Raw genomic sequence first — 20,113 nt, 5'->3', positions numbered from 1 at the left:
TTAATTTTATAGCTACAATTTAATAATATTTGGTTTTATATCTGGGCTAAATATTGCAAAATACTCTGTTTATCCTTTGCCGTAATTAACTGTTCACGAAAAACTGGATTAATAAGTTTTCTTGATAATTTTGCCAATATCCGCAAATGTTCATCATTAGCATCTTCTGGAACTGCTATCATAAAAATCAAATTTGCCAAATTATTATCTGCACTATCGAAATCTACCCCATCACGAGAAATTGCCACTGCAACACGGGATTTATTAACAGCATCTGTTTTAGCGTGTGGAATAGCTATACCAAAACCAATCCCTGTTGTGGCATCTTTTTCTCTTTTTAAAATAGCTTCTTTATATTTATCCTTATCATTAATTATATTATCTGCAAACAACATATTTATAATTTCATCTATAGCTTCTTCTTTGTTTCTTGCCTTTAGTGTAAGATTTATTGTTTTTTCGTCAAATAAATTCATTTTATTCTCCTATTCCGGTTTTCCTCTCGTTATTCCGTATACTAACGCACCTATGACTGACCCTACTAGTATACATGCCACTCATACCAAAGGTTTATCTACTAATGCCAATATCAAAAAACCACCGTGAGGTGCCGGTACTTGTACCTTCATCATATATGTAAGCACAGCCGATATGGATGAACTCATCATCAATATTGGCAATACTCTAAATGGTGATTTTGCTGCAAATGGTATCGCCCCTTCAGTAATATGTGTGCATCCCAGTATATAATTTACAAAGCCTGCTGCTCTTTCATCCTTAGTAAATTTTTTCGGAAAAATAGTAACTGCAATTGCAATGACCAAAGGTGGTGTAATACACGCTGCTGAAACACCAGCCATAAAATAAAAATTACCTTGTCCAAGCAAAAGCGTTCCTGTTACATATGCTGCTTTGTTAACTGGTCCCCCCATATCAAACGCACTCATACACCCAATTACAATACCGAGAAATATTGGATTCGAATTTTGCAGGTTAGACAAAAAATCCATCATAAATTTGTTAACCGCTGAAACAGGGTCGCCCAATAAAGCCATAATAGTTCCAATAACCGCTACAGTGACCAATGGTATGAGAAAAATTGATTTTAATCCCTCAAATTCTTTAGGTAATCCTGAAAGTATTTTAACCATCCATTTGGCAAAATAGCCAGCCATAAAGCCGCCAATAATACCACCAATAAATCCTGACCCAGTTGTCAGAGCAATAGTCCCTGCAACAAATCCAGCGACAAGTCCTGGTCTATTAGCAATAGAATTTGCTATATAGGCCGTCAAAATAGGTACCATTAATCCCATAGATGCTCCACCGACTGATTTAAGCAAAGCAGCAGTAGCATTGTATTGATCCGAATTAGGATCAAAAGAATAAATTCCCCATAAAAAAGATATAGCAACTAAAATACCACCTGCAACAACGAAAGGAATCATATTGGAAACACCGGCCATTAGGTGTTTATATATTTCGTGTCCCACAGATGGTGCTCCAGAAAATTCCTCTGTTATCTCAGAATTTTTTTTCTTTTCTTCACCACGGACAGCAACTCCTCCTGATATGGCTTTCTTTATTAAAGCGTCCGCCTTGGCTATACCGTCTGTCACAGATACCTCTATTATTGGCTTCCCATTAAATCTTTCCATTTCAACATTTTTATCGCACGCTATTATGATACAGTCTGCTTCTGCTATTTCTTTTGCTGTTAATTCATTCTCAACCCCTACAGCGCCATTCGTCTCTACTTTCATTTGAACGCCATTAGCTTCTGCTGCCCTTTGCAAGGCTTCTGCTGCCATAAAAGTATGGGCAATTCCCGTAGGGCAGCCTGTAACTGCTAATAATTTTTTCATTTTATTTTTCCTTTCTTTATAATTTGTATATGATTCATATACTCTTCTACCTTCTCCATCTCTCCCAGCGCATTGCTCTCAGCAACATTAGCTCCTGTCGCTGCCGATTTTTTTAAGGCCTCTTCAATACTCCCTTCATATAAAAACTCGCTTAAAAAAGCTGCTAAAGCTGAATCTCCAGCACATGCTGAACTGAGCAATTTTATTTTCTGAGCAGTAGAAAAATATACATCTCTTCCATTTGTAAAATACGCACCCTTACTCCCCATCGTCAGCAAAACGTTTCTAGCGCCTTGTTTTGTGAGAGCTTTCAGCGCCACCACCGCAGTGTCATCGGAAATTACATCATAGCCAAAGATCTGTTTGACTTCGTCATCATTAGGTTTTATTAAAAAAGGTTTATATTTAAGTAATTCCTTTAAATGAGGCGAACTTATATCTAAAATCAATTTTATATTTTTTTCTCGACAGATCTGCGCAATTTCATCATAATAATCTTCATCTATTCCTGGTGGCAGACTGCCACTTATGGATAAATATTCACAGTCAGTAAGAGCTTGTATCCTTTGCAATAATTCTTGTTGATTTTGGTATGACACAAAAGCCCCTTTATTGACAAATTTATATTCATCACTACCATCATTCAAAAATATATTTATTCTGGTCACATCATCGACCCATACAGGCTGTACGTCAATATTGGCACGCTCTAATTCATCTACGATATATTTACCACTAAAACCCCCGAAGAAACCCATCACAACAGACTTATAACCAAAATGCTTTAACACCAGAGAAACATTTACACCTTTACCGTTTGGCGTATACACTGGATTCCATGTTCTATTAACAAAATTTTTTTTAATATCTTTCCCCGTAATATTAAAATCAATAGCAGGGTTCATCGTCAAAGTATAAATCATCCGCTGCTCTCCCAAATCAATACCTGCCTGCACTATTGCAGACGTTGATTTTATGCTCTACTATTTTCCGCATGGCATTTTTTCCTGGTGTCATATATTTACGCGGATCACTTTCCTCTAAATTGTTTTTAAAAAAGTCTTTTACGGCAGCAGCGAATGGTATCTTCAGGTCAGTAGCTACATTTACTTTAGTAATACCCAATTCAATTGTCTGTTTCACCATTTCATCCGGCACATCAGAAGCACCATGCAACACGAGTGGAATATCCACCTTTGACCGAATAACACGAAGTCTATCAAAATCAAGTTTTGGCTTTCCTTTGTATAAACCATGGGCTGTCCCAATAGCTACTGCGAGTGAATCTATTCCTGTAGCTGCAGCAAATTTTACCGCATCCTCCGGATCAGTATAAATAGCGTCACGAACTACAATGTTATCTTCTTTTCCCACAAGTTTTCCCAATTCTGCCTCTACTGTCACATCATATCTATGTGCATAAGTAACCACTTGTTGCACTTTCTTAATATTTTCTTCAAAAGGTAATTTTGATGCGTCTATCATACATGAACTAAATCCCGTATCTATATCTTCTTTTATAGTTTCGATATCTTCATGATGATCTAAATGCAATGCTATAGGAATATCTGTATTTTGTGCAGCTGCGCGTGCCATCGCAACAAGATAATCCGCGCCTGCATAAGAAACTGTAGACGGTGTGGCAGCAATAATGAGCGGAGACCTCATCTGCGCCGCAGTTTCAGCGACAACTTGCAGTGTCTCCATATTGTGAATATTAAATGCCGGAACTGCGTAATGATGTTTTTGCGCATCTAAAAGCATTTGTTTTGTCGATAATAATTTATTCATTTTTATAAGTCCTCCCAAAAATCAGATTATTTATTTTTATACGTTTATAATCGCACAAAATAAAAAGAAAATCTTTCCAAGTTTACATGAAAAGATTTTCAGGAAGGTTTATACATTTATAAATATATTTGTTAAAGCAAAGTATTTTTTTGTTCCACCAAATAATCAATTATTATACGCGATAATATAAATAACGGTATTCTCGATGTAACTTCAAATTCTTTAATTGAAACATTCTTACTCTTATATGCAATTAGATAATAGTCAGCATATTGCAGTAAAGTGCTTTTATCATAACAACAGCATATTATCAGCTTAGCATCCACTTTATTGATCAGTTTTGCAGCAGTTATCAATTCTCTAGTCTGTCCATTTAACGAAAACATTATAAATAGATTATTTTTAACGGCATTTTTCGCTATCTGCTCAATTATTTTCGGATCATCTGTATGCGTTATATTATAATCAAGTAATTCCATTTTAAAACAAAATTCCGCTGCTACCATTGCTGTCGGGCCACGTGAAAATACATAAATTTTCTTATTTTTATAACTAATAATCGTGTTTATTATCTCCAGTAGCTTATTAATAGATACCCGTTCAATCGTCTGCGCTGCCTCTACTAGAGATTTATTCATAATTTCGTTGACACTGGCTATGTTCTTATTATCATTCGGTTTCATAAGCAAATATCGCAATTCATTGAATCCGTTTATACCACATTTTCTAATTGCCCTCGACACTGTAGAAGGTGAAGTAAATGTTTCAAAAGCAATATCGACAATCGACATCTTACTCAATTCCGTATCACTAGCATTGATATAATCAATAATTTTTTTCTCCGTAGCAGTCAATCTATCCAGGATATATTGTTCAAGCTTTATAATCACAAAACCCCTCCTTTTTAGCTGACTGCACGGTCAGCCGTCTTATCATCCATTATGTTTATCTGTGAAATCAGTATCAGTAAAAGAAAATGGCAATAACTCTGCCAATGTTACCTCTCTCATTTTTCCCTGCAAGTTACCCATAATAATCTTATTTATCTTAAATTCTGCCATTACTTGCCGGCAAGCACCACAAGGCGAAACTGGTTCTTTTGTATCAGCAACCACTGCCAGCGCTGTGAGATTCACTTCTCCCGCTGCAATGGCTTTAAATATAGCTGTTCGCTCAGCACAATTAGTAAGTCCGTAAGATGCATTCTCAATATTACACCCCGTATATATACTGCCGCTTTTTGCCAAGACGGCAGCGCCTACCTTAAATTTTGAATACGGACTATAGGCAAATTCTCTAGCTTTTTTGGCAGCCTCCAGCAGTGTATCAGCCATCGCCATACAGCAGCCCCCCTAAAATTTTTCTACTTTATCCTTTTCTACCCGTGCAAAAACCAAAGGGATTTGCACGGGTTTTGTTTTACTTATAATGATCGCTGTTTTATATACAAGTGCCGCTTCCTCCAGTCGTTTTTCCTCAGAGGTAAATAGCTCCGCCAGTATATCCCCTTTTCTCACAGCTTCACCATATTTTTTACGAATCATGATACCTGCCGAAAAATCAATTGACGCGTCTTTGACCTCACGTCCTGCTCCCAGCATAACTGATGCAATGCCACATTTTTCAGCATTCATCTTACTGATAAAACCATCTGCATCCGCCAAAATTCTTTTACAGTAGCGTGCCCGGGCAAACTTACTGGTATCATAAACAAAAGCTGTATCTCCGCCTTGGGCTTCAACCATTGCGGCAAACTTAGTGAAAGCGCTGCCGTCTTCTATTGTTTTCTGCGCCATCGCCAAGCATTCCGGCATACTGCCCTTATCTAATAAATAAAGCATATTAGCTGCCAGCTGTAAACAAATGTTAGTCAAATCTTTTGGCCCATTCCCCTGCAAAGTATTAATTGCTTCAATAACTTCCAGTGAATTACCTACAGCTGCACCGAGCGGAATATCCATATCCGTAATCAAAGCCAATGTCTTTCGTCCCGCCTGTTCACCGATAGCCACCATTTTCTGTGCCAACTGGATTGATTCATCCAAGGTTTTCATAAAAGCACCACTGCCTGTCTTGACATCAAGCAAAATGCAATCGCTGCCAGCCGCAAGTTTTTTACTCATAATTGATGACGCAATCAAAGGAATACTATCAACCGTTGCGGTTACATCACGCAGTGCATATATTTTCTTATCAGCCGGAGCAAGATTTCCCGTTTGGCCGATAACTGCCAAGCCAATCTTATTTACAATAGAAAAGAACTCTGCCTGTTGCAAGGAGGTACGCATTTTAGGTATCGATTCCAATTTATCAATAGTTCCGCCAGTATGTCCGAGTCCACGCCCTGACATTTTAGCGACCTTGCCACCACAGGCAGCAACAATAGGTGCAATTACCAGCGTAGTCTTATCGCCAACCCCGCCGGTACTGTGTTTGTCCACTTTTTTACCTGTAATTGCTGATAAATCAATCATATCTCCTGATCTTGCCATTGCTTGCGTCAAAACAAAAAGTTCATGGTCATTCATACCCTTAAACCAAATAGCCATGAGCATCGCCGCCATCTGATAATCAGCAATATCATTTTGCACAAAACCGTCTACCATATATTCTATTTCTGCATCCGTTAAAGCACAGCCGTGTTTCTTTTTTGTAATGATATCGAATATTCGCATCAGCATACCTCCACAAAGTTTGCCTTTTCCCAGCAGCTACCTTCTCCACACTATAGCAAGATTTTATCCGCCATACTCATCCCCTGCGTTTTTAAATGAACGCCAAATATATCTGTTACGGTTGCCGCAATATCAGCAAAAGTAGGCCGCGTTCCGAGATTCACACCTGCTTTTATTGCTTTACCCAAAATGAGCAAAGGCACATATTCTCTTGTATGGTCTGTCCCCGGTGCTTTCGGATCACAGCCATGGTCAGCTGTTATCATCAATACATCTCCCGCACGCATTTTTCCCATGAATTCGCCCAACTGTTTGTCGAAGACTGTCGCTGCCCGAGCATAGCCGTCGACGTCACGGCGATGACCATATTTCATATCAAAATCAACTAAATTAACAAAGCACAATCCCTTAAAATCTTTCCCCAGTATCGCTATCGTTTTCTTCATTCCATCTTCATTGCCCTCGATTGGAATATACTGTCCTACACCACGGCCTGCAAAAATATCTGAAATTTTGCCAACACAAATTGTGGCAAAACCTTTCTTTTGTAACACATCAAGCATTGTATCCGCTGGCGGCAGCAATGAAAAATCATGACGGTGCGGTGTTCTTTCATAGTTTGGGTATTTGCCGATAAAAGGCCTTGCTATAATTCTGCCTACCGAATGATTTCCGTGCATTATTTTACGCGCAATACGGCAATATTCATACAATTTTTCCAACGGCACAACATCTTCATGTGCAGCGATTTGCAAAACACTGTCTGCTGACGTATATACTATCAACGCTCCTGTTTTTTCATGCTCTTGCCCATAATCGTGAATTACCTTCGTTCCCGAATAAGGTTTATTACAAAGTATTTTCCTGCCAAAAGCCCTTTCCAGTTCTGCAATTACGTCTGCCGGAAAACCATTTGGATAAGTCGGTAAAGCATCCGGGGAAACTATTCCCGCTATTTCCCAATGGCCTATCGTTGTGTCTTTTCCCCTCGATTTTTCCTGCAAACGGGCAAATGCTCCAAGAGGTAAAGCTTCTTTTTCTGCATAGTCGACGCCATCAATATTAAAAAGGCCTATCTTTTTCATATTTGGTGTGGAATATTCCTTTGAGGAAACAATCGAACGCAGCGTGTTGCAATCATGGTCGCCGAATTCTCCTGCGTCCGGCGCGGCTCCCATTCCACAACTGTCAAGTACAATAACAAACACTCTATTTATAGCCATTTTTATACCTCCAAAACATACGAGGGCATATATTAGCCCCCAAAAATTCACTAAAGCTTATTTAGACGAATTAAAAAACAAGTCAAGTAAAAACAAAAAACCCAATATATATATCAACGAGTTTACCTGGCGTGCTTTGCCAACAAAAATTTTCAGCAGTGGAAAAAGGACAAAACCAAAAGCCATCCCTGCTGAAACACTGCCTGAAAGCGGTATCATAATCACCATCATAAAAGCCGGAAACCATTCTGTGAAATCAGCAAAATCAACATTTTTAAGCTGATTGAGCATTATCATCCCCGTGATAATAATGACCGGGGCGACAGCTGCCTGTGGTACATAGGCCAAAAAGGGAACGAAGAATAAAGAAAGGAAGAACATTATTCCCGCCGTAATGGCAGTCATACCACCGCGCCCACCACTGGTGATGCCGGCCGCACTTTCAGCAGCTGCAATGGCTGGACTTGTTCCAAAAATACTGGAAAGGATTGAAATTATTGATGTTCCCGCAAAAGATTTCTTAAATTTATCCTTATTGGGTAATAATCCTTCCAAAATTCCCATAGTATCAAAAATCAAAAGCATCGCCATAGAAAATACTGCCAGCCAAAAGCGAAAACTCAATACGGCGGAAAAATCCATTTGCCAAACGACACTACCGTATGCGCTCAGTCTGCCAAGATCAACATTTACCGGCAGCGATGAATCCATCCCCATAACAATCCCAATAATACTTGTTATAACTATAGCGATAAAAAAACAGCCGTTTACCTTCCGCAAATATAAGGCTAAGCTCAACAGCAGACCGAAAATTGTCAAGAGTGCCGCATTTTGTAGGGGTGCCAGTGCTACCAGTGAATTTGTTCCCCGTACGATCAGGCCGCCCTTCTCTAATCCTATTTCTACTAAAAATAAACCAATCCCTGCTGTAATACCGCATTTTAATGATTTAGGTATATTATCCGCAAAAAATACCGACAATCGGGAACAAGCTACAAAGGCAAATATGATGCTTGCTGCCATAGATATAGCAAGTGCCTCCCGCCAGTTAAATCCCATGCTGCCTACTACCGTATATGTAAAGAGGGCATTAACCCCCATTCCCGGTGTGATTACAAGTGGCGCATCAGCCCAAAAACCAATCAGTAAACAGCCGATTACTGATATAATGATCGTTGCAAAAATACTAAAATCGACTGGTATACCTGCATCCGCCAAAATTAATGGATTTATTATAATAATATATGATATTGCAAAAAAAGATGTTACGCCTGCCACTATTTCTGTCTTTAAATTTTTCTTATACTTGTCTATATTCAAGCAATATCCCCTTTCTGTATAAAATTTATGCCTAATCAAAAGCATATCTGTCCTAGCTGTTCTTGCCCATAAAAAAACAGGGATATCTGCTGCCAACCACAGCACCCCTGTCTATTCACAAATAAATACTAAACCTTATGTACAAATCTGCTCACAGGTTTATAAATTATCCAAGTCAATACAGAATTTATTCCTGCTTTCAATAAATTAAATGGAATTATAACAGGCAACAACATTTCCACTATTTTCTTCATCGGTGCTCCCAGAAAAAGCGGTGTAAAAATCAAATTAAAAACCACCATGACTACTGTCATTGTCACCGTCCCCAGCAAAAGCGCAACACAAGCTGCCCTTTTCGTCCTGCCGCGGTGGTAGATAACACCAGCAACCAAAACAAAACTTCCTGTAGCGAGAAAATGCATCAATATACCAATTGGACCACCATCGGTGCTTATTAGCAATCCCTGCAATACGGCAGTTATCGCCGTCAGCAATAACCCCGCCGGTGTACCGAACAAAAATGTCCCAAGCAATATAGGGATATCCGCCGGATCATATTTCAAATACGGTGCTGCCGGAATGACGGGAAAAGTGACCGCTGCTACTAATACCAATGATATCGCAATCAGCATTGCCATACTGGTCAAAACCTTTACTTTATTAAATTCCATATACTTTTTGTTCTCCAATTTCTATTTGCTTTCCTAATCATTTATAAAAGCAATTTCGTCCTATAGATAAATCTTTGCTGCCATACTTACGCTTAAAGGGAATTCGTCTGCGCCGCCCATATTATAATAGATAACTACTACCTGGTCAAGCTGTCAGCATTAGCAGCTCGATTAAATAACATTACGACAGCGCAGCATTTGTGCGAATAAACCATTCAGGTTTTGCAGTTCTGATGGGGTTCCCGCTTCAGCTATTTTCCCATCATCAAGAATAAGTACCCTGTCAAATTCTTCAATACGGCTTAAATCATGCGTTATTACCAAAACTGTCCTATCTGTAGACACGTGCATTATTGTTTTTATTATTTCACCGGCTGATAGGGCATCAAGTCCCGCCGTCGGTTCATCAAGAATGAGTAATGGCGTTTTGCGGGCAAGTGCCAAAGCAATAACCAGCCGCCTACGTTGTCCACCTGACAAATACCTGCCATCGCGGCCTGTACGTGTAGCCAATTTTTGTGGTACCTGGGCAATAAATTCACCTAAACCGGCAGCCTGCAATGCCATATATATTTCTGCATCACTTATTTGAGGATAAAGCATCTGAAAATTTTTCCTTATCGTCGTATCAAAAACATACTGCTCTTGCAGTGCCGTCCTTATCTTCTCTCTCACATCTTCTGCCGAGAGTTCATTATAAACATGCTCCTGCCAAAAGATAGCACCACTGTTATATACTAGTAATCTCACCAGCAAATTGACGATTGTACTTTTACCACTGCCACTGCTGCCAATAAGTGCTACTTTTTCTCCCTTATGCAGGGTAAACGTCAATTTTTCATAAAGTGCTTTTTCCTTTGCATAGGCAAAAGAAACGTCATTTACCGTTAATAAATTTTCTTGTGGCAGCGTCAACGTCAAGGGCGCTGGTAATTCATCTTTCCTGCTCTGCAAAAGAGTTTCCAGCCGCCCGAAAGCATCAGCTGCTTTTCGCCATTGCCCGCCCAGTCCCGCCAGCGGTACCAGCACTTCAAAAGCAGCCATAACAGCCAAAAGTAAGACGGCTGTCTCTACTGCTGTCAGTGCAGGCTGCATTTCTATAAAAATCCCCAGCATAATTACTATTGCACCAGCAGCAGTAAATTGGGCAAAAGTTTCTGCCAATGCCGTGGTATAAAACATCTTCTTTTCCGCCAAGGCTATTTGCTTTATTCTGACATAAGCCAGTTCAGCCCGTCTGTCCGCATAGCCAAAGGCCGCCATATCAACAGCACCGTCCATAAATTCATACACCTCTGCCTGCAACGATGGCAGCAATTTTTTCTTGCGTGGACGAAAAATAAACGGTATCAGCAAAACTATAATAAAGAAAGCTGCTGCAAAAACACCTGCCGCCATCTTATTATAAGGCAATAGAAAAAGAAACAGCGCCACTGTCAGCAGCAATCCGCCCAATGGCGGTAAAAAAAGCCGCAGGACAGCATCACGTAGATCGTCAAGCGCCTCTATAACTGCCATAAATATATTGCCGTTATGCGTCATTTTTTCAGAAAAAGGCAAGGCCGCCATGACATTTTTATAAATTTCAAGCCGCAATTCCCGCCATGCGGCAAAAGCCGCATTATGCGAAATATACCGTTCAGCATAACGAAAAACTGCCCGGCAAATACCGCAGGCACGCACGCCAGTTATCGCCAACGCTAAAACATAAAGCGGTGTATGCAAAGCCGCACTGGTAACAAGATAGGCAGAAGCCGCCATAAGCCCAACAACACTGATATTACACAAAAAGCCTACGAATACCGAAAGTAAAAGAAACGGCAGTATCGGCCGCAGCAAAAGCCATCCTTTTTTTCTCATAGCTGCCGCCCTCCTGTACTACTTGCAAGCATTTCACAATACAGGCCGCCATTTTTACACAAATACGCATCCGTCCCATATTCAACCACAGTCCCTTTTTCCAGGACATAAATAACATCAGCATTTCTTATTGATGCCAAACGGTGCGCTATAATTATAACCGTTTTATTTTGGGCAATCTTTTTTAATCCAGCCTGGACAACTTTTTCAGTCATTATATCCAGTCCTTCCATCGGTTCATCCAGCATCAAAATTGAAGCCTCTGCTAAAAAAGCCCTGGCCATCGCTACCCGTCTTATCTGTCCACCGCTTAAACCACGTGCCCCGTTACCGACAAGCGTATTGAGTCCTTGCGGCATAGAGGAAACCAACTCCTGCAAACCTGCCGCTTCTACTGCCCCATTTATTTTCTCGTCGTCCACAGTTTTTCCCATGCAGATATTTTCCCGCAAAGTGGCATTAAATATATGTGCCTGTTGCGGCACATATGCAATATTGCGATGCCAAAACTTCTCTGCTAGTGACGTAACATCAATATCATCAACAAATATATTACCCGCTGTCGGTGAAATAAATCTCAACAGTAACGAAAAAATTGTTGACTTACCAGCCCCACTGCGTCCCACTATAGCTGTTACTTTGCCTGCGGCAAAATTTAAATTCACTCCGTTTAAAGCATTTTCACGCTGTTTGGCATACTGAAAATAAACCTTAGAAAATCTTATCTGCGGTGCTTTTGTAAAATCAATACACCTGTTTCCGCCAACCGTGTTTTTCTTTTGAATCGCTGCAAAAACTTTCTCCGCATTTGTAAATGCCCCCATGGCATCATGAAACATACTGCCCGTTTGCCGCAGCGGTTTATAAAATTCTGGAGCCAAAAGTAAAACAAAAAAGACCGGCAAAAAACCGACATGGCCGTACAATAGCCGCAACCCTATATTAACAGCGATTACAGCTATACTCAAAGTCGCTATAAGTTCCAAAAAAAAGGCAGATAAAAAAGCTATCCGCAAAACTTTTAACACCGCCCGCGAAAATTCTTCGCCTGCCCGCAAAGTATTTTTCAACTGTTCCTTACCTTGATTATAAATTTTTATGACAGCCATACCCGCCAAAAGCTCTGAAAAGACTTCGCTTAAATGCGTCAATGCCGCCCATTGTTTGTTATTTTCCAACTGTGCCCGTTTTCCTATCAGCATCATAAAAAAGGGAATTAAGGGCAATGTCACCAAAAAAATAATACCTGATACCCAATCATTATAAAAGGCAGCGATTAAAACAACAAAGAGCAGTGTTACAGTCAATACTAATTGCGGAAGAAATTTAGCAAAATACGGGTCAAAAGAGTCAATCCCCCTTGTCAATAGTTGCAGCAGATCCGTATTGTACACGGATGAAAACGGACTACTACTGACTAACCTGTCAATAAAGGTGCAGCGTATTTTTTCCCGTATTCCAATAGAAGCATTGTGCGCTATAAACCTCACGCCTAAATTAAATGCTGCTTCAAGTAAAAAAAGAAAAAGCAGCAGCGCCAGTCGCGGCACTGCTGCCTCCCTGTCCAAACGGGAAAACAGCATATCATCAATAATGGCAGCCAGACAATAACAACGTGCTGTAATAATAACAGCGGAAACAATATCCAGCAAAACAACCGCTGCCGCTCCATATCTGTAAGGCCGCAATTGTTTTAGCAAATTTTTATCAATCATAATTTGTATTCCTTCCCATGACAAAAGGCCAGTGCACTAGCCAGCAGTATCACCTGCCCTTGTCAGCTGAGAATTTTATCTATTCATTGCAGAAAACGCTCTATCAATGTTTTAAATCATTAGTCGTTATACGCTTTCTAAATATCCAATAAGTCCAGCCTTGGTAAATGAGTATTAACGGTACAAAAATGAGTGCCGCTACCGTCATAATGGAAAGTGTATACGGTGAAGATGAAGCATTGGTTATAGTAAGGCTCCATTCAGGATTCATTGTCGAGATGAGTATTCTCGGGAACAATCCCACAAATACTCCAATTGTAGTAAAAGCAACAGCCAGCGCACTACCGATAAAAGCAGCGCCGCATCTATCCTGACGCCGTGCGATTATCGCCAACACAAACACCACAGCAGCCAAAAGCAGCAAGCCGAGGCATGACGAAGATTTATAGACATCAGTATAAATACCTGTCAACGCTACACAGAAAAGATAAAAGATCGCTGCCGTACCACCCAGGCAGGTGCCCCCAAAACGAAGGCGCGGCATAATAGGTGATTTTTTATCAATTTTAAGCGACAAAAAGGTCAATCCGTGAAAAGCAAAAACAAGCACAAAAGTTATCCCACCGACAATAGTGTACAGCGAAAGCAGATCCCAGAAAGTTCCCATATAAATCTTGTCACTGTTGATCATAAATCCCTTCATGAGATTTGTAACTGCTACCCCCCATAAAAAAGCGGGAAGAAAGCTGCCGATAAAGATTAACCAATCCCATAAATTATGCCAGCAGGCAGTATCATGTTTACCCCGAAATTCAAAGGCTACACCACGGACGATAAGCCCCATGAGCATCAAAAACAATGCCATATAAAGCATACTGAACATCGTGGCATAAACATGTGGAAAAGCCGCAAACAATGCGCCACCTGCCGTTATCATCCAAACTTCATTACCATCCCAAACAGGACCTATACTATTTATAAACATACGGCGTTCATCATCAGTTTTAGCAGCAAAAGGTAAAAGAATGCCCACACCGTAATCAAAACCTTCCAAAAAGAAGAAGCCGATAAATAAAACAGTCACCAAAATAAACCAGACAACTTGTAAATCCATTATAAACCGCTCCCTTCAGTAACATCCTGCCGAACGATTTTAACAGCGACAAACAATGCGGCAGCTGCCAGCAGTGCGTAAATCACAGTAAAACCAATAAGTGATATCCAGACCTCCGTTGATGTTATGTTTTGCGATACAGCATCAGAAACCTTTTGCAGGCCAGTTACCATCCACGGCTGCCGGCCGCCTTCTGCTATATACCAACCTACGGTATTGGCAATAAACGGCAAAAATATACTGAGTCCCAATAAGCGCAGCCACACAGTGTTATATTCTGACAAACGATTTGTAAAACTCATATATAAAGTTACAAGCATCATTAAGAGCATGAGTCCACCGCAAGCAAGCATTATTCTAAAACTCCAGAATAACAACGTCACATGGGGAACATAATCATCGTAACCGTATTCTCTTTGGATATCATTTTGCAGCGTTTTTATACCCTTAACTTCTCCATTTGGTGAATTATGCAGCATAAAAGACAAGGCATATGGTATCTCGATAGCGTTTTCATTTTCTTCCTTTTGTGTATTAATCGTCGCATACAATGTAAATGGAGCAGGATCGGCATCATTCCATAAAGCTTCCATTGCCGATAACTTCATCGGCTGCGCACTGCCAATATACTGCGTGTGCAGATGGCCACTGCCCATGACGGCAAAAAGACCAATAGCCGCATATATGGCACCTGCCCTTATACCCGTTTTAAAAATTTTTACATTTTCGCCACAGAGCAGTTTATAAGCGCTTACCGCTACCACCAAAATTCCTGCCGTAACAATACCAGACGTCATGACGTGAGCGAACTGCCCAAAAACATATGGATTAGTTATAAGTGCAAAAAAATCCGTCATTTCAGCACGCCCGTTGTTAATAACATACCCTACTGGATGCTGCATAAAGGAATTGGCTACCAATATCCAAAAAGATGACAAATTACTTCCCAATGCTACAAGCCATATAGAAAGGCAATGCACCTTTTTAGGCAGCCTGTCTTCTCCAAAAATCCATACACCCAGGAAAACAGATTCCAGGAAAAAAGCAGATAAAGCTTCAAGTGCTAAAGGTGCACCAAAAATATCGCCCATGAATCTGGAATATTCAGACCAATTCATACCAAAATGAAATTCCTGGACAATACCCGTGACAACACCCATGGCAAAAGAAATAATAAATAATTTGCCAAACAATTTTGCCAGCCGCTTATAGACAATATTTCCGTTTTTCAAATATATTGTCGACAATATAGCAACAAGCAAAGACAACCCCAAGGATAACGGGACAAATAAAAAATGATAAATAGTAGTTATCGCAAATTGCAATCGCGACAGTGTAATGACATCCATACTTGTATCCTCCCTATCAAATAAAATATTACATCTATTTTTATAGTATAAATTTTTATAAGGAAAAATGCAATCTATTATTAATTGATAATTAAAATTGATACCGTATTTCTTTTCGTTAGATAAGCTTTCTTAATAAATTCTTACTGTACATTATATTAATACGCTTTTTATTCGCAATACACCTGCCTATTTCTTTTAATATCTTGTTATTTTTCTGTATTATAAAATTAACTATACCATATATTACAAAAATCCGGGTTTTAAACCCGGATTTTTGTAATATTACGTCATTTTAAGACAATTTATTATACTTGCCACAATATACATCTATCAAGGAATATATAGACATATTATCGATTAAATAAATACATTATCTATTTATCAATATTCATTTTTTACCTTTTTTAATTTTTTCTTCAAGAAAGGCAGCAAATTTTTTATGATGCTCAATGGCGAATAAAATACGCTTCTTGATATCTTCCACCTCTATACTGCCCATCGCTTCCTCCAGCTTTTTACAACGCTGCTGGACTTGTACGAGTGCAGCATTCAAAGGTTTTTCTTCATTAAGGCCTATCCCGTAAACGGCATGCAGACATTCCCGTACATTTTCCTTATAGCCTTTTTCCCCTGATACTTTTTCAAGATAATCAGCCATATAAAGAATTATTTCATACGGGTCCTGGCCCTCATTAATCATCTGCATGAGAGCCATCTTAACATTTTGTTCTTTGCCGTAAACTGGTTTCCCAGACACTTCACTCATATTCGACACTCAGTTTTACACAAACTATTTCTTATCATTAAACTTTTCATGCAGATATTCTTTTATATCGGCTGCATGTTCCATCGACATTACTTTATCTAAAGCTTTCTTTGCTTCAACCATGCTTACTTTTCTGATAAGTTCTTTTACGCGCGGTATGGACGGTGCACTCATGGAAAGTTCCGTAATTCCCATAGCCATCAATAAAACGGCTGCACAAGGATCACTTGCCATTTCACCGCACATTCCAGCCCAGATCTTGTTCTTATTAGCAGAATCAATTGTCCGTTTAATAAGGGCAAGTACACCAGGATTAAAAGGATCATACAGATAGCTGACATTACTGTTGACGCGGTCTACAGCAAGAGTGTACTGAATGAGGTCATTCGTACCAATACTGAAGAAATCAACATGCTTAGCAAATATTGGTGACATGACAGCAGCTGCTGGTGTTTCGACCATTATGCCAAGCTGTACACTATTAGAGTACGGTTTATTTTCCTGTGTCAGCAATACTTTTGCTTCTTCAATAATTTGTTTTACTTTATCGACTTCGCTCAGTCTGATTACCATTGGCAGCATCATAGCCGCCTTGCCATATACGCCAGCACGCAGGATAGCCTTCACCTGTGGCATAAATATATCGCGGCGCGCCAAACAGATACGCAGCGCACGCCAACCTAAGAAAGGATTATCTTCCTTCGGTATATTTAAATACGGCAGTGGTTTATCTCCGCCAATATCCATCGTACGAATTACGCATAACTGACCCTTACATTTTTCGACAGCTTCTTTATAAGCTTGGAATTGCATTTCTTCATCAGGTGCTTCACTTCTGCCCATGAATAGAAATTCGGAACGGAAAAGGCCAACACCTTCAGCACCAAAACCACTGACAGCAGCTTCTACATCAAGATGTGTACTGATATTAGCTACAAGCATGACTTTATGGCCATCGGTAGTTTCCGCTGGTAATGATGTAAGCTCTGCATAATGCGCCTTGAGCCTGTTTTGTTCTTTTATCTGTTCATTAAAAGCAATTAATTGCTGTTCTGTAGGAGCTACGTATACTTCGCCGGTTTCTCCGTTAATGACCAGTGATGCACCGCTTTTTATTTCTTTTAATTTATCGCCAAGACCAACAACAGTCGGAATAGCGCGAGCCTTTGCGATAATTACCGCATGGCAGGTCGTGCTGCCCTGTCCTAAAAGAACACCGGCAATCTGTTCTGTAGGAATATTAGCAATAACTGATGGTTCTATTTCATGTCCGCATAAGATGACTGGTTCTTCACCTATATCTGGTCCTTTAAGCCCCAAAATCTGACGTACAACACGTTTTCCTACATCACGAATATCCACAGCACGTTCACGGAAGTAAGAGTCCTCCATGTTTTCAAACATTGCCGCTGATTCTTCGGATGCTGCCAAAACTGCTCTCGGTGCAGATTTTAATTCGCCGGCTTTAGCTACTGCATTATCTTCAAACATCGGATCCTGTACCATGACACGATGAGCTTCCATGATACCAGCCTGTTCAGACATATTTTTATCTGTGAGAGTTTTCACATTTTCTGCAAGAATGTCAGCAACTTCTCCAATTGCCTTCTTTACTTTGCCTATTTCTGCTTCGGCATTCCCCGGAGTGTATAAAGCAATGTACTTTTCCAAATCTTGTTCCAGAATTAGAGCTTTAGCTATGGCAATACCGGCAATAACACCTTTACCGCGTAATTTACTTGACATCAATAGACCTCCTTGGGGCTTTGTGATAAATATTAATCTTCGCCGAACTTAGATTTTACAAGTTCTGTCAATGCATCAAGAGATGCCTGTGCATCTTCACCTTCAGCGCTAATGGTAACATCTGTACCTTGTTGCAAGCCAAGGCTCATAATCATAAGAATGCTTTTAGCATCTACGGTCTTTCCTTTAGCTGTTAATTTAATTTTAGCTTTAAACTTGTTTGCTGTTTGTACAAACATTGATGCAGGACGTGCATGCAAGCCTGTTTTGTTTTCGATAGTTAATGTTTTTTCCATGAGTCATATCCCCTTTTATCTAAAAAAAATTGAATTTATAGCAGTTAGACTGCACTTCTTAAATTATACCGAATAGAATGAAAAATTACCAGCATAAATTTACATAAAGTATATAATTATTTAACATGATATTTGTGCTTATTTTAATTTAATCTTTTATTTAATTGTGATTAATGTGGTTTTGCGGGTTTTTTAACATACAAAACACATTTAATATTTGTAAATGAAATTAAATAATTTTTTTTCTTATCGTTACCACAATTAAATAGTATTACAATTATATCCCGCCAAGCATATAGAAAAAGCCGTCCAAAAATAGTAAACTATTATAAATGAATTTCTATCCAGGCAAGCTTCTAAAACAAATCATTTCCTATTAATAAAGGGCAGCTCTAATCCGGTATATCTATTTTCTAAATTATTTAAGCAAAGAAGGTATCTTATATGTACGATTTTTCGACTAGTCCTGACAGAAAAAATTCTGGCTCAGCAAAATGGGCAGCCATGAAAAAGAACTATCCGCAGGTTCCTGACACAATCATCCCTCTATCCGTGGCGGATATGGAACTGCCCACCGCACCGGAAATAGTCACCGGCCTGCAGGAGTATCTTTCCCAGAACATCCTCGGCTACACCATCCCCACAGACAACTACCTGCGGGCAGTATGCAGCTGGATGCTGCGGCGCCATGATTTTAAAATAGACCCACAGTGGATTATCTCCTCACCGGGAGTTGTTCCGGCTATTTTTAATGCAGTCCGTGCTTTCACCCAAGAAGGGGATGGCGTTATTGTTATGCCACCCGTATACTATCCTTTTTACCGCGCCATCCTGCAAAACGACCGCCAGGTAATAGAAAACCCGTTAATTTATAATGACGGTACTTACCATATTGACTTTGATGATCTGGAAAAAAAGCGCGTGACAAACAAACCCATCTCTTGATTTTATGCAGTCCCCATAATCCGGTAGGCAGAGTCTGGACAAAAGAAGAACTGCGCAAAGTCGTCGACATATGTTTAAAAAATGACGTCTTACTTGTCGCTGACGAAATACACTCCGACATCATCCTGCCCGGTTTTAAACATACCACTTTGGCCACCCTTAGCACAGAAGCTGCTGATAACTGCCTAATCTGCACTGCACCAAGCAAAACCTTCAATCTTGCCGGACTACAAGTATCCAATATCATCATCAAGAATGATGATATTCGGCATAAATTTACTAAGACTGCCCTTAAAGCCGGCTATGGCGCATTAAATGCACTTGGCTACAAGGCGTGTGAACTAGCATACAATAAATGTGAAGCATGGTTAGACGAATTTATCAACCTGCTTAGCCAAAATAAAAAACTCTGTGCCGATTTCATAGAAAAAAATATACCCCAAATAAAAATTACTAACTTGGAAGGAACATATTTACAATGGTGGAATTGCCGCAGCCTTGGCATGAACAAAAAAGATTTGGAATTCTTTATGACCCGAAAAGCTCTTATCTTCTTTGATGAAGGTTATATTTTCGGCAAGGAAGGCGAAGGCTTTGAAAGGATCAACCTCGCTTGCCCGACAACTGTTCTAGAGGATGCCCTGCATCGCCTGCAAAATGCACTTGCCTCTAAAAATATTTAAAATAGCAGTTCATCGTTAACTATATAAATAATTAAGTTGACATATATTTCAATCTAAAATATAATTGTATGCATACAAGCTTTTTTAAAAC

At 39.7% G+C, this 20,113-nt stretch carries 19 protein-coding genes; 2 read left to right on the top strand and 17 right to left on the bottom strand.

All coding sequences use genetic code 11. The annotated features are described in order from the left end of the window. Positions 1-35: 35 nt before the first annotated feature. The 17 genes from EDC37_RS00600 to EDC37_RS00520 all read right to left on the bottom strand — a co-directional run bounded on the left by EDC37_RS00600 (position 36) and on the right by EDC37_RS00520 (position 18,394). Positions 36-476, bottom strand: a complete 441-nt coding sequence (locus tag EDC37_RS00600) for a PTS sugar transporter subunit IIA (protein ID WP_132546928.1) — start codon at positions 474-476, stop codon at positions 36-38. 81 nt (positions 477-557) lie between these two features. Next, positions 558-1,865 carry a PTS fructose transporter subunit IIC gene (locus EDC37_RS00595; protein ID WP_165874427.1) on the bottom strand — a complete coding sequence of 436 codons (1,308 nt, stop codon included), beginning with the start codon at positions 1,863-1,865 and terminating at the stop codon, positions 558-560. After that, a complete protein-coding gene (gene pfkB, locus EDC37_RS00590; RefSeq protein ID WP_132546927.1) occupies positions 1,862-2,788 on the bottom strand; it encodes a 1-phosphofructokinase in 927 nt (308 codons plus the stop codon). Before pfkB ends, EDC37_RS00595 begins: the two co-directional genes overlap by 4 nt. Positions 2,789-2,804: 16 nt before the next feature. Continuing rightward, positions 2,805-3,656, bottom strand: coding sequence for a tagatose bisphosphate family class II aldolase (locus EDC37_RS00585; RefSeq protein WP_132546926.1), 852 nt, complete (start codon positions 3,654-3,656; stop codon positions 2,805-2,807). Positions 3,657-3,787: 131 nt separating this feature from the next. Further along, positions 3,788-4,546 carry a MurR/RpiR family transcriptional regulator gene (locus EDC37_RS00580; RefSeq protein WP_132546925.1) on the bottom strand — a complete coding sequence of 253 codons (759 nt, stop codon included), beginning with the start codon at positions 4,544-4,546 and terminating at the stop codon, positions 3,788-3,790. Positions 4,547-4,588: 42 nt separating this feature from the next. Then, positions 4,589-4,990, bottom strand: coding sequence for a cytidine deaminase (locus EDC37_RS00575; protein ID WP_132547068.1), 402 nt, complete (start codon positions 4,988-4,990; stop codon positions 4,589-4,591). 18 nt (positions 4,991-5,008) lie between these two features. Next, positions 5,009-6,331, bottom strand: coding sequence for a pyrimidine-nucleoside phosphorylase (locus tag EDC37_RS00570; protein WP_132546924.1), 1,323 nt, complete (start codon positions 6,329-6,331; stop codon positions 5,009-5,011). A gap of 50 nt (positions 6,332-6,381) precedes the next feature. Then, positions 6,382-7,554 (bottom strand): phosphopentomutase, encoded by a 1,173-nt coding sequence (locus tag EDC37_RS00565; RefSeq protein WP_132546923.1) that lies wholly within the window; start codon positions 7,552-7,554, stop codon positions 6,382-6,384. 57 nt (positions 7,555-7,611) lie between these two features. Next, positions 7,612-8,970 (bottom strand): NCS2 family permease, encoded by a 1,359-nt coding sequence (locus tag EDC37_RS00560; RefSeq protein WP_231040014.1) that lies wholly within the window; start codon positions 8,968-8,970, stop codon positions 7,612-7,614. Between the two features lie 32 nt (positions 8,971-9,002). Further along, positions 9,003-9,545 (bottom strand): ECF transporter S component, encoded by a 543-nt coding sequence (locus EDC37_RS00555; protein ID WP_132546922.1) that lies wholly within the window; start codon positions 9,543-9,545, stop codon positions 9,003-9,005. 171 nt (positions 9,546-9,716) lie between these two features. After that, positions 9,717-11,405: a thiol reductant ABC exporter subunit CydC gene (gene cydC / locus EDC37_RS00550; protein ID WP_132546921.1), complete on the bottom strand. Its 1,689-nt coding sequence runs from the start codon at positions 11,403-11,405 to the stop codon at positions 9,717-9,719. Further along, on the bottom strand, positions 11,402-13,120 hold the full coding sequence (gene cydD / locus EDC37_RS00545; protein ID WP_132546920.1) for a thiol reductant ABC exporter subunit CydD: 1,719 nt from the start codon (positions 13,118-13,120) through the stop codon (positions 11,402-11,404). Before cydD ends, cydC begins: the two co-directional genes overlap by 4 nt. A gap of 103 nt (positions 13,121-13,223) precedes the next feature. Beyond that, a complete protein-coding gene (cydB, locus tag EDC37_RS00540) occupies positions 13,224-14,234 on the bottom strand; it encodes a cytochrome d ubiquinol oxidase subunit II (RefSeq protein WP_132546919.1) in 1,011 nt (336 codons plus the stop codon). After that, positions 14,234-15,583: a cytochrome ubiquinol oxidase subunit I gene (locus tag EDC37_RS00535; RefSeq protein WP_132546918.1), complete on the bottom strand. Its 1,350-nt coding sequence runs from the start codon at positions 15,581-15,583 to the stop codon at positions 14,234-14,236. Before EDC37_RS00535 ends, cydB begins: the two co-directional genes overlap by 1 nt. A 391-nt stretch (positions 15,584-15,974) precedes the next feature. Next, positions 15,975-16,352 carry a hypothetical protein gene (locus tag EDC37_RS00530; protein ID WP_132546917.1) on the bottom strand — a complete coding sequence of 126 codons (378 nt, stop codon included), beginning with the start codon at positions 16,350-16,352 and terminating at the stop codon, positions 15,975-15,977. A 24-nt stretch (positions 16,353-16,376) separates the two neighbouring features. Beyond that, on the bottom strand, positions 16,377-18,098 hold the full coding sequence (gene ptsP / locus EDC37_RS00525; RefSeq protein ID WP_132546916.1) for a phosphoenolpyruvate--protein phosphotransferase: 1,722 nt from the start codon (positions 18,096-18,098) through the stop codon (positions 16,377-16,379). A 32-nt stretch (positions 18,099-18,130) separates the two neighbouring features. Further along, positions 18,131-18,394, bottom strand: a complete 264-nt coding sequence (locus EDC37_RS00520; RefSeq protein ID WP_132546915.1) for an HPr family phosphocarrier protein — start codon at positions 18,392-18,394, stop codon at positions 18,131-18,133. A 444-nt stretch (positions 18,395-18,838) separates the two neighbouring features. Between EDC37_RS00520 and EDC37_RS12580 the strand changes: the two genes are divergently transcribed. Together EDC37_RS12580 and EDC37_RS12575 are read left to right on the top strand one after the other, a co-directional pair. Further along, positions 18,839-19,339 carry an aminotransferase class I/II-fold pyridoxal phosphate-dependent enzyme gene (locus EDC37_RS12580; RefSeq protein WP_279388528.1) on the top strand — a complete coding sequence of 167 codons (501 nt, stop codon included), beginning with the start codon at positions 18,839-18,841 and terminating at the stop codon, positions 19,337-19,339. Further along, positions 19,336-20,022: a MalY/PatB family protein gene (locus tag EDC37_RS12575; RefSeq protein WP_279388527.1), complete on the top strand. Its 687-nt coding sequence runs from the start codon at positions 19,336-19,338 to the stop codon at positions 20,020-20,022. Before EDC37_RS12580 ends, EDC37_RS12575 begins: the two co-directional genes overlap by 4 nt. The last annotated feature ends 91 nt before the right edge of the window (positions 20,023-20,113 follow it).

The sequence above is a fragment of the Pectinatus cerevisiiphilus genome, assembly GCF_004341685.1.
Classification (GTDB): Bacteria; Bacillota; Negativicutes; order Selenomonadales; family Selenomonadaceae; genus Pectinatus; species Pectinatus cerevisiiphilus.
Note: the sequence above shows the minus strand (reverse complement) of the source record. Positions and strands in the feature narration are given on the sequence as shown.

Coding starts and splice junctions, on each gene's coding strand:
- EDC37_RS00565 (WP_132546923.1), bottom strand. CDS start 7,554: ATGGCTATAAATAGAGTGTTTGTTATTGTACTTGACAGTTGTGGAATG.
- EDC37_RS00535 (WP_132546918.1), bottom strand. CDS start 15,583: ATGGATGTCATTACACTGTCGCGATTGCAATTTGCGATAACTACTATT.
- EDC37_RS00530 (WP_132546917.1), bottom strand. CDS start 16,352: ATGAGTGAAGTGTCTGGGAAACCAGTTTACGGCAAAGAACAAAATGTT.
- EDC37_RS12580 (WP_279388528.1), top strand. CDS start 18,839: ATGTACGATTTTTCGACTAGTCCTGACAGAAAAAATTCTGGCTCAGCA.
- EDC37_RS00570 (WP_132546924.1), bottom strand. CDS start 6,331: ATGCGAATATTCGATATCATTACAAAAAAGAAACACGGCTGTGCTTTA.
- cydC (WP_132546921.1), bottom strand. CDS start 11,405: ATGAGAAAAAAAGGATGGCTTTTGCTGCGGCCGATACTGCCGTTTCTT.
- pfkB (WP_132546927.1), bottom strand. CDS start 2,788: ATGATTTATACTTTGACGATGAACCCTGCTATTGATTTTAATATTACG.
- cydB (WP_132546919.1), bottom strand. CDS start 14,234: ATGGATTTACAAGTTGTCTGGTTTATTTTGGTGACTGTTTTATTTATC.
- EDC37_RS00595 (WP_165874427.1), bottom strand. CDS start 1,865: ATGAAAAAATTATTAGCAGTTACAGGCTGCCCTACGGGAATTGCCCAT.
- EDC37_RS00555 (WP_132546922.1), bottom strand. CDS start 9,545: ATGGAATTTAATAAAGTAAAGGTTTTGACCAGTATGGCAATGCTGATT.
- EDC37_RS00585 (WP_132546926.1), bottom strand. CDS start 3,656: ATGAATAAATTATTATCGACAAAACAAATGCTTTTAGATGCGCAAAAA.
- EDC37_RS00575 (WP_132547068.1), bottom strand. CDS start 4,990: ATGGCTGATACACTGCTGGAGGCTGCCAAAAAAGCTAGAGAATTTGCC.
- cydD (WP_132546920.1), bottom strand. CDS start 13,120: ATGATTGATAAAAATTTGCTAAAACAATTGCGGCCTTACAGATATGGA.
- EDC37_RS00520 (WP_132546915.1), bottom strand. CDS start 18,394: ATGGAAAAAACATTAACTATCGAAAACAAAACAGGCTTGCATGCACGT.
- ptsP (WP_132546916.1), bottom strand. CDS start 18,098: ATGTCAAGTAAATTACGCGGTAAAGGTGTTATTGCCGGTATTGCCATA.
- EDC37_RS00600 (WP_132546928.1), bottom strand. CDS start 476: ATGAATTTATTTGACGAAAAAACAATAAATCTTACACTAAAGGCAAGA.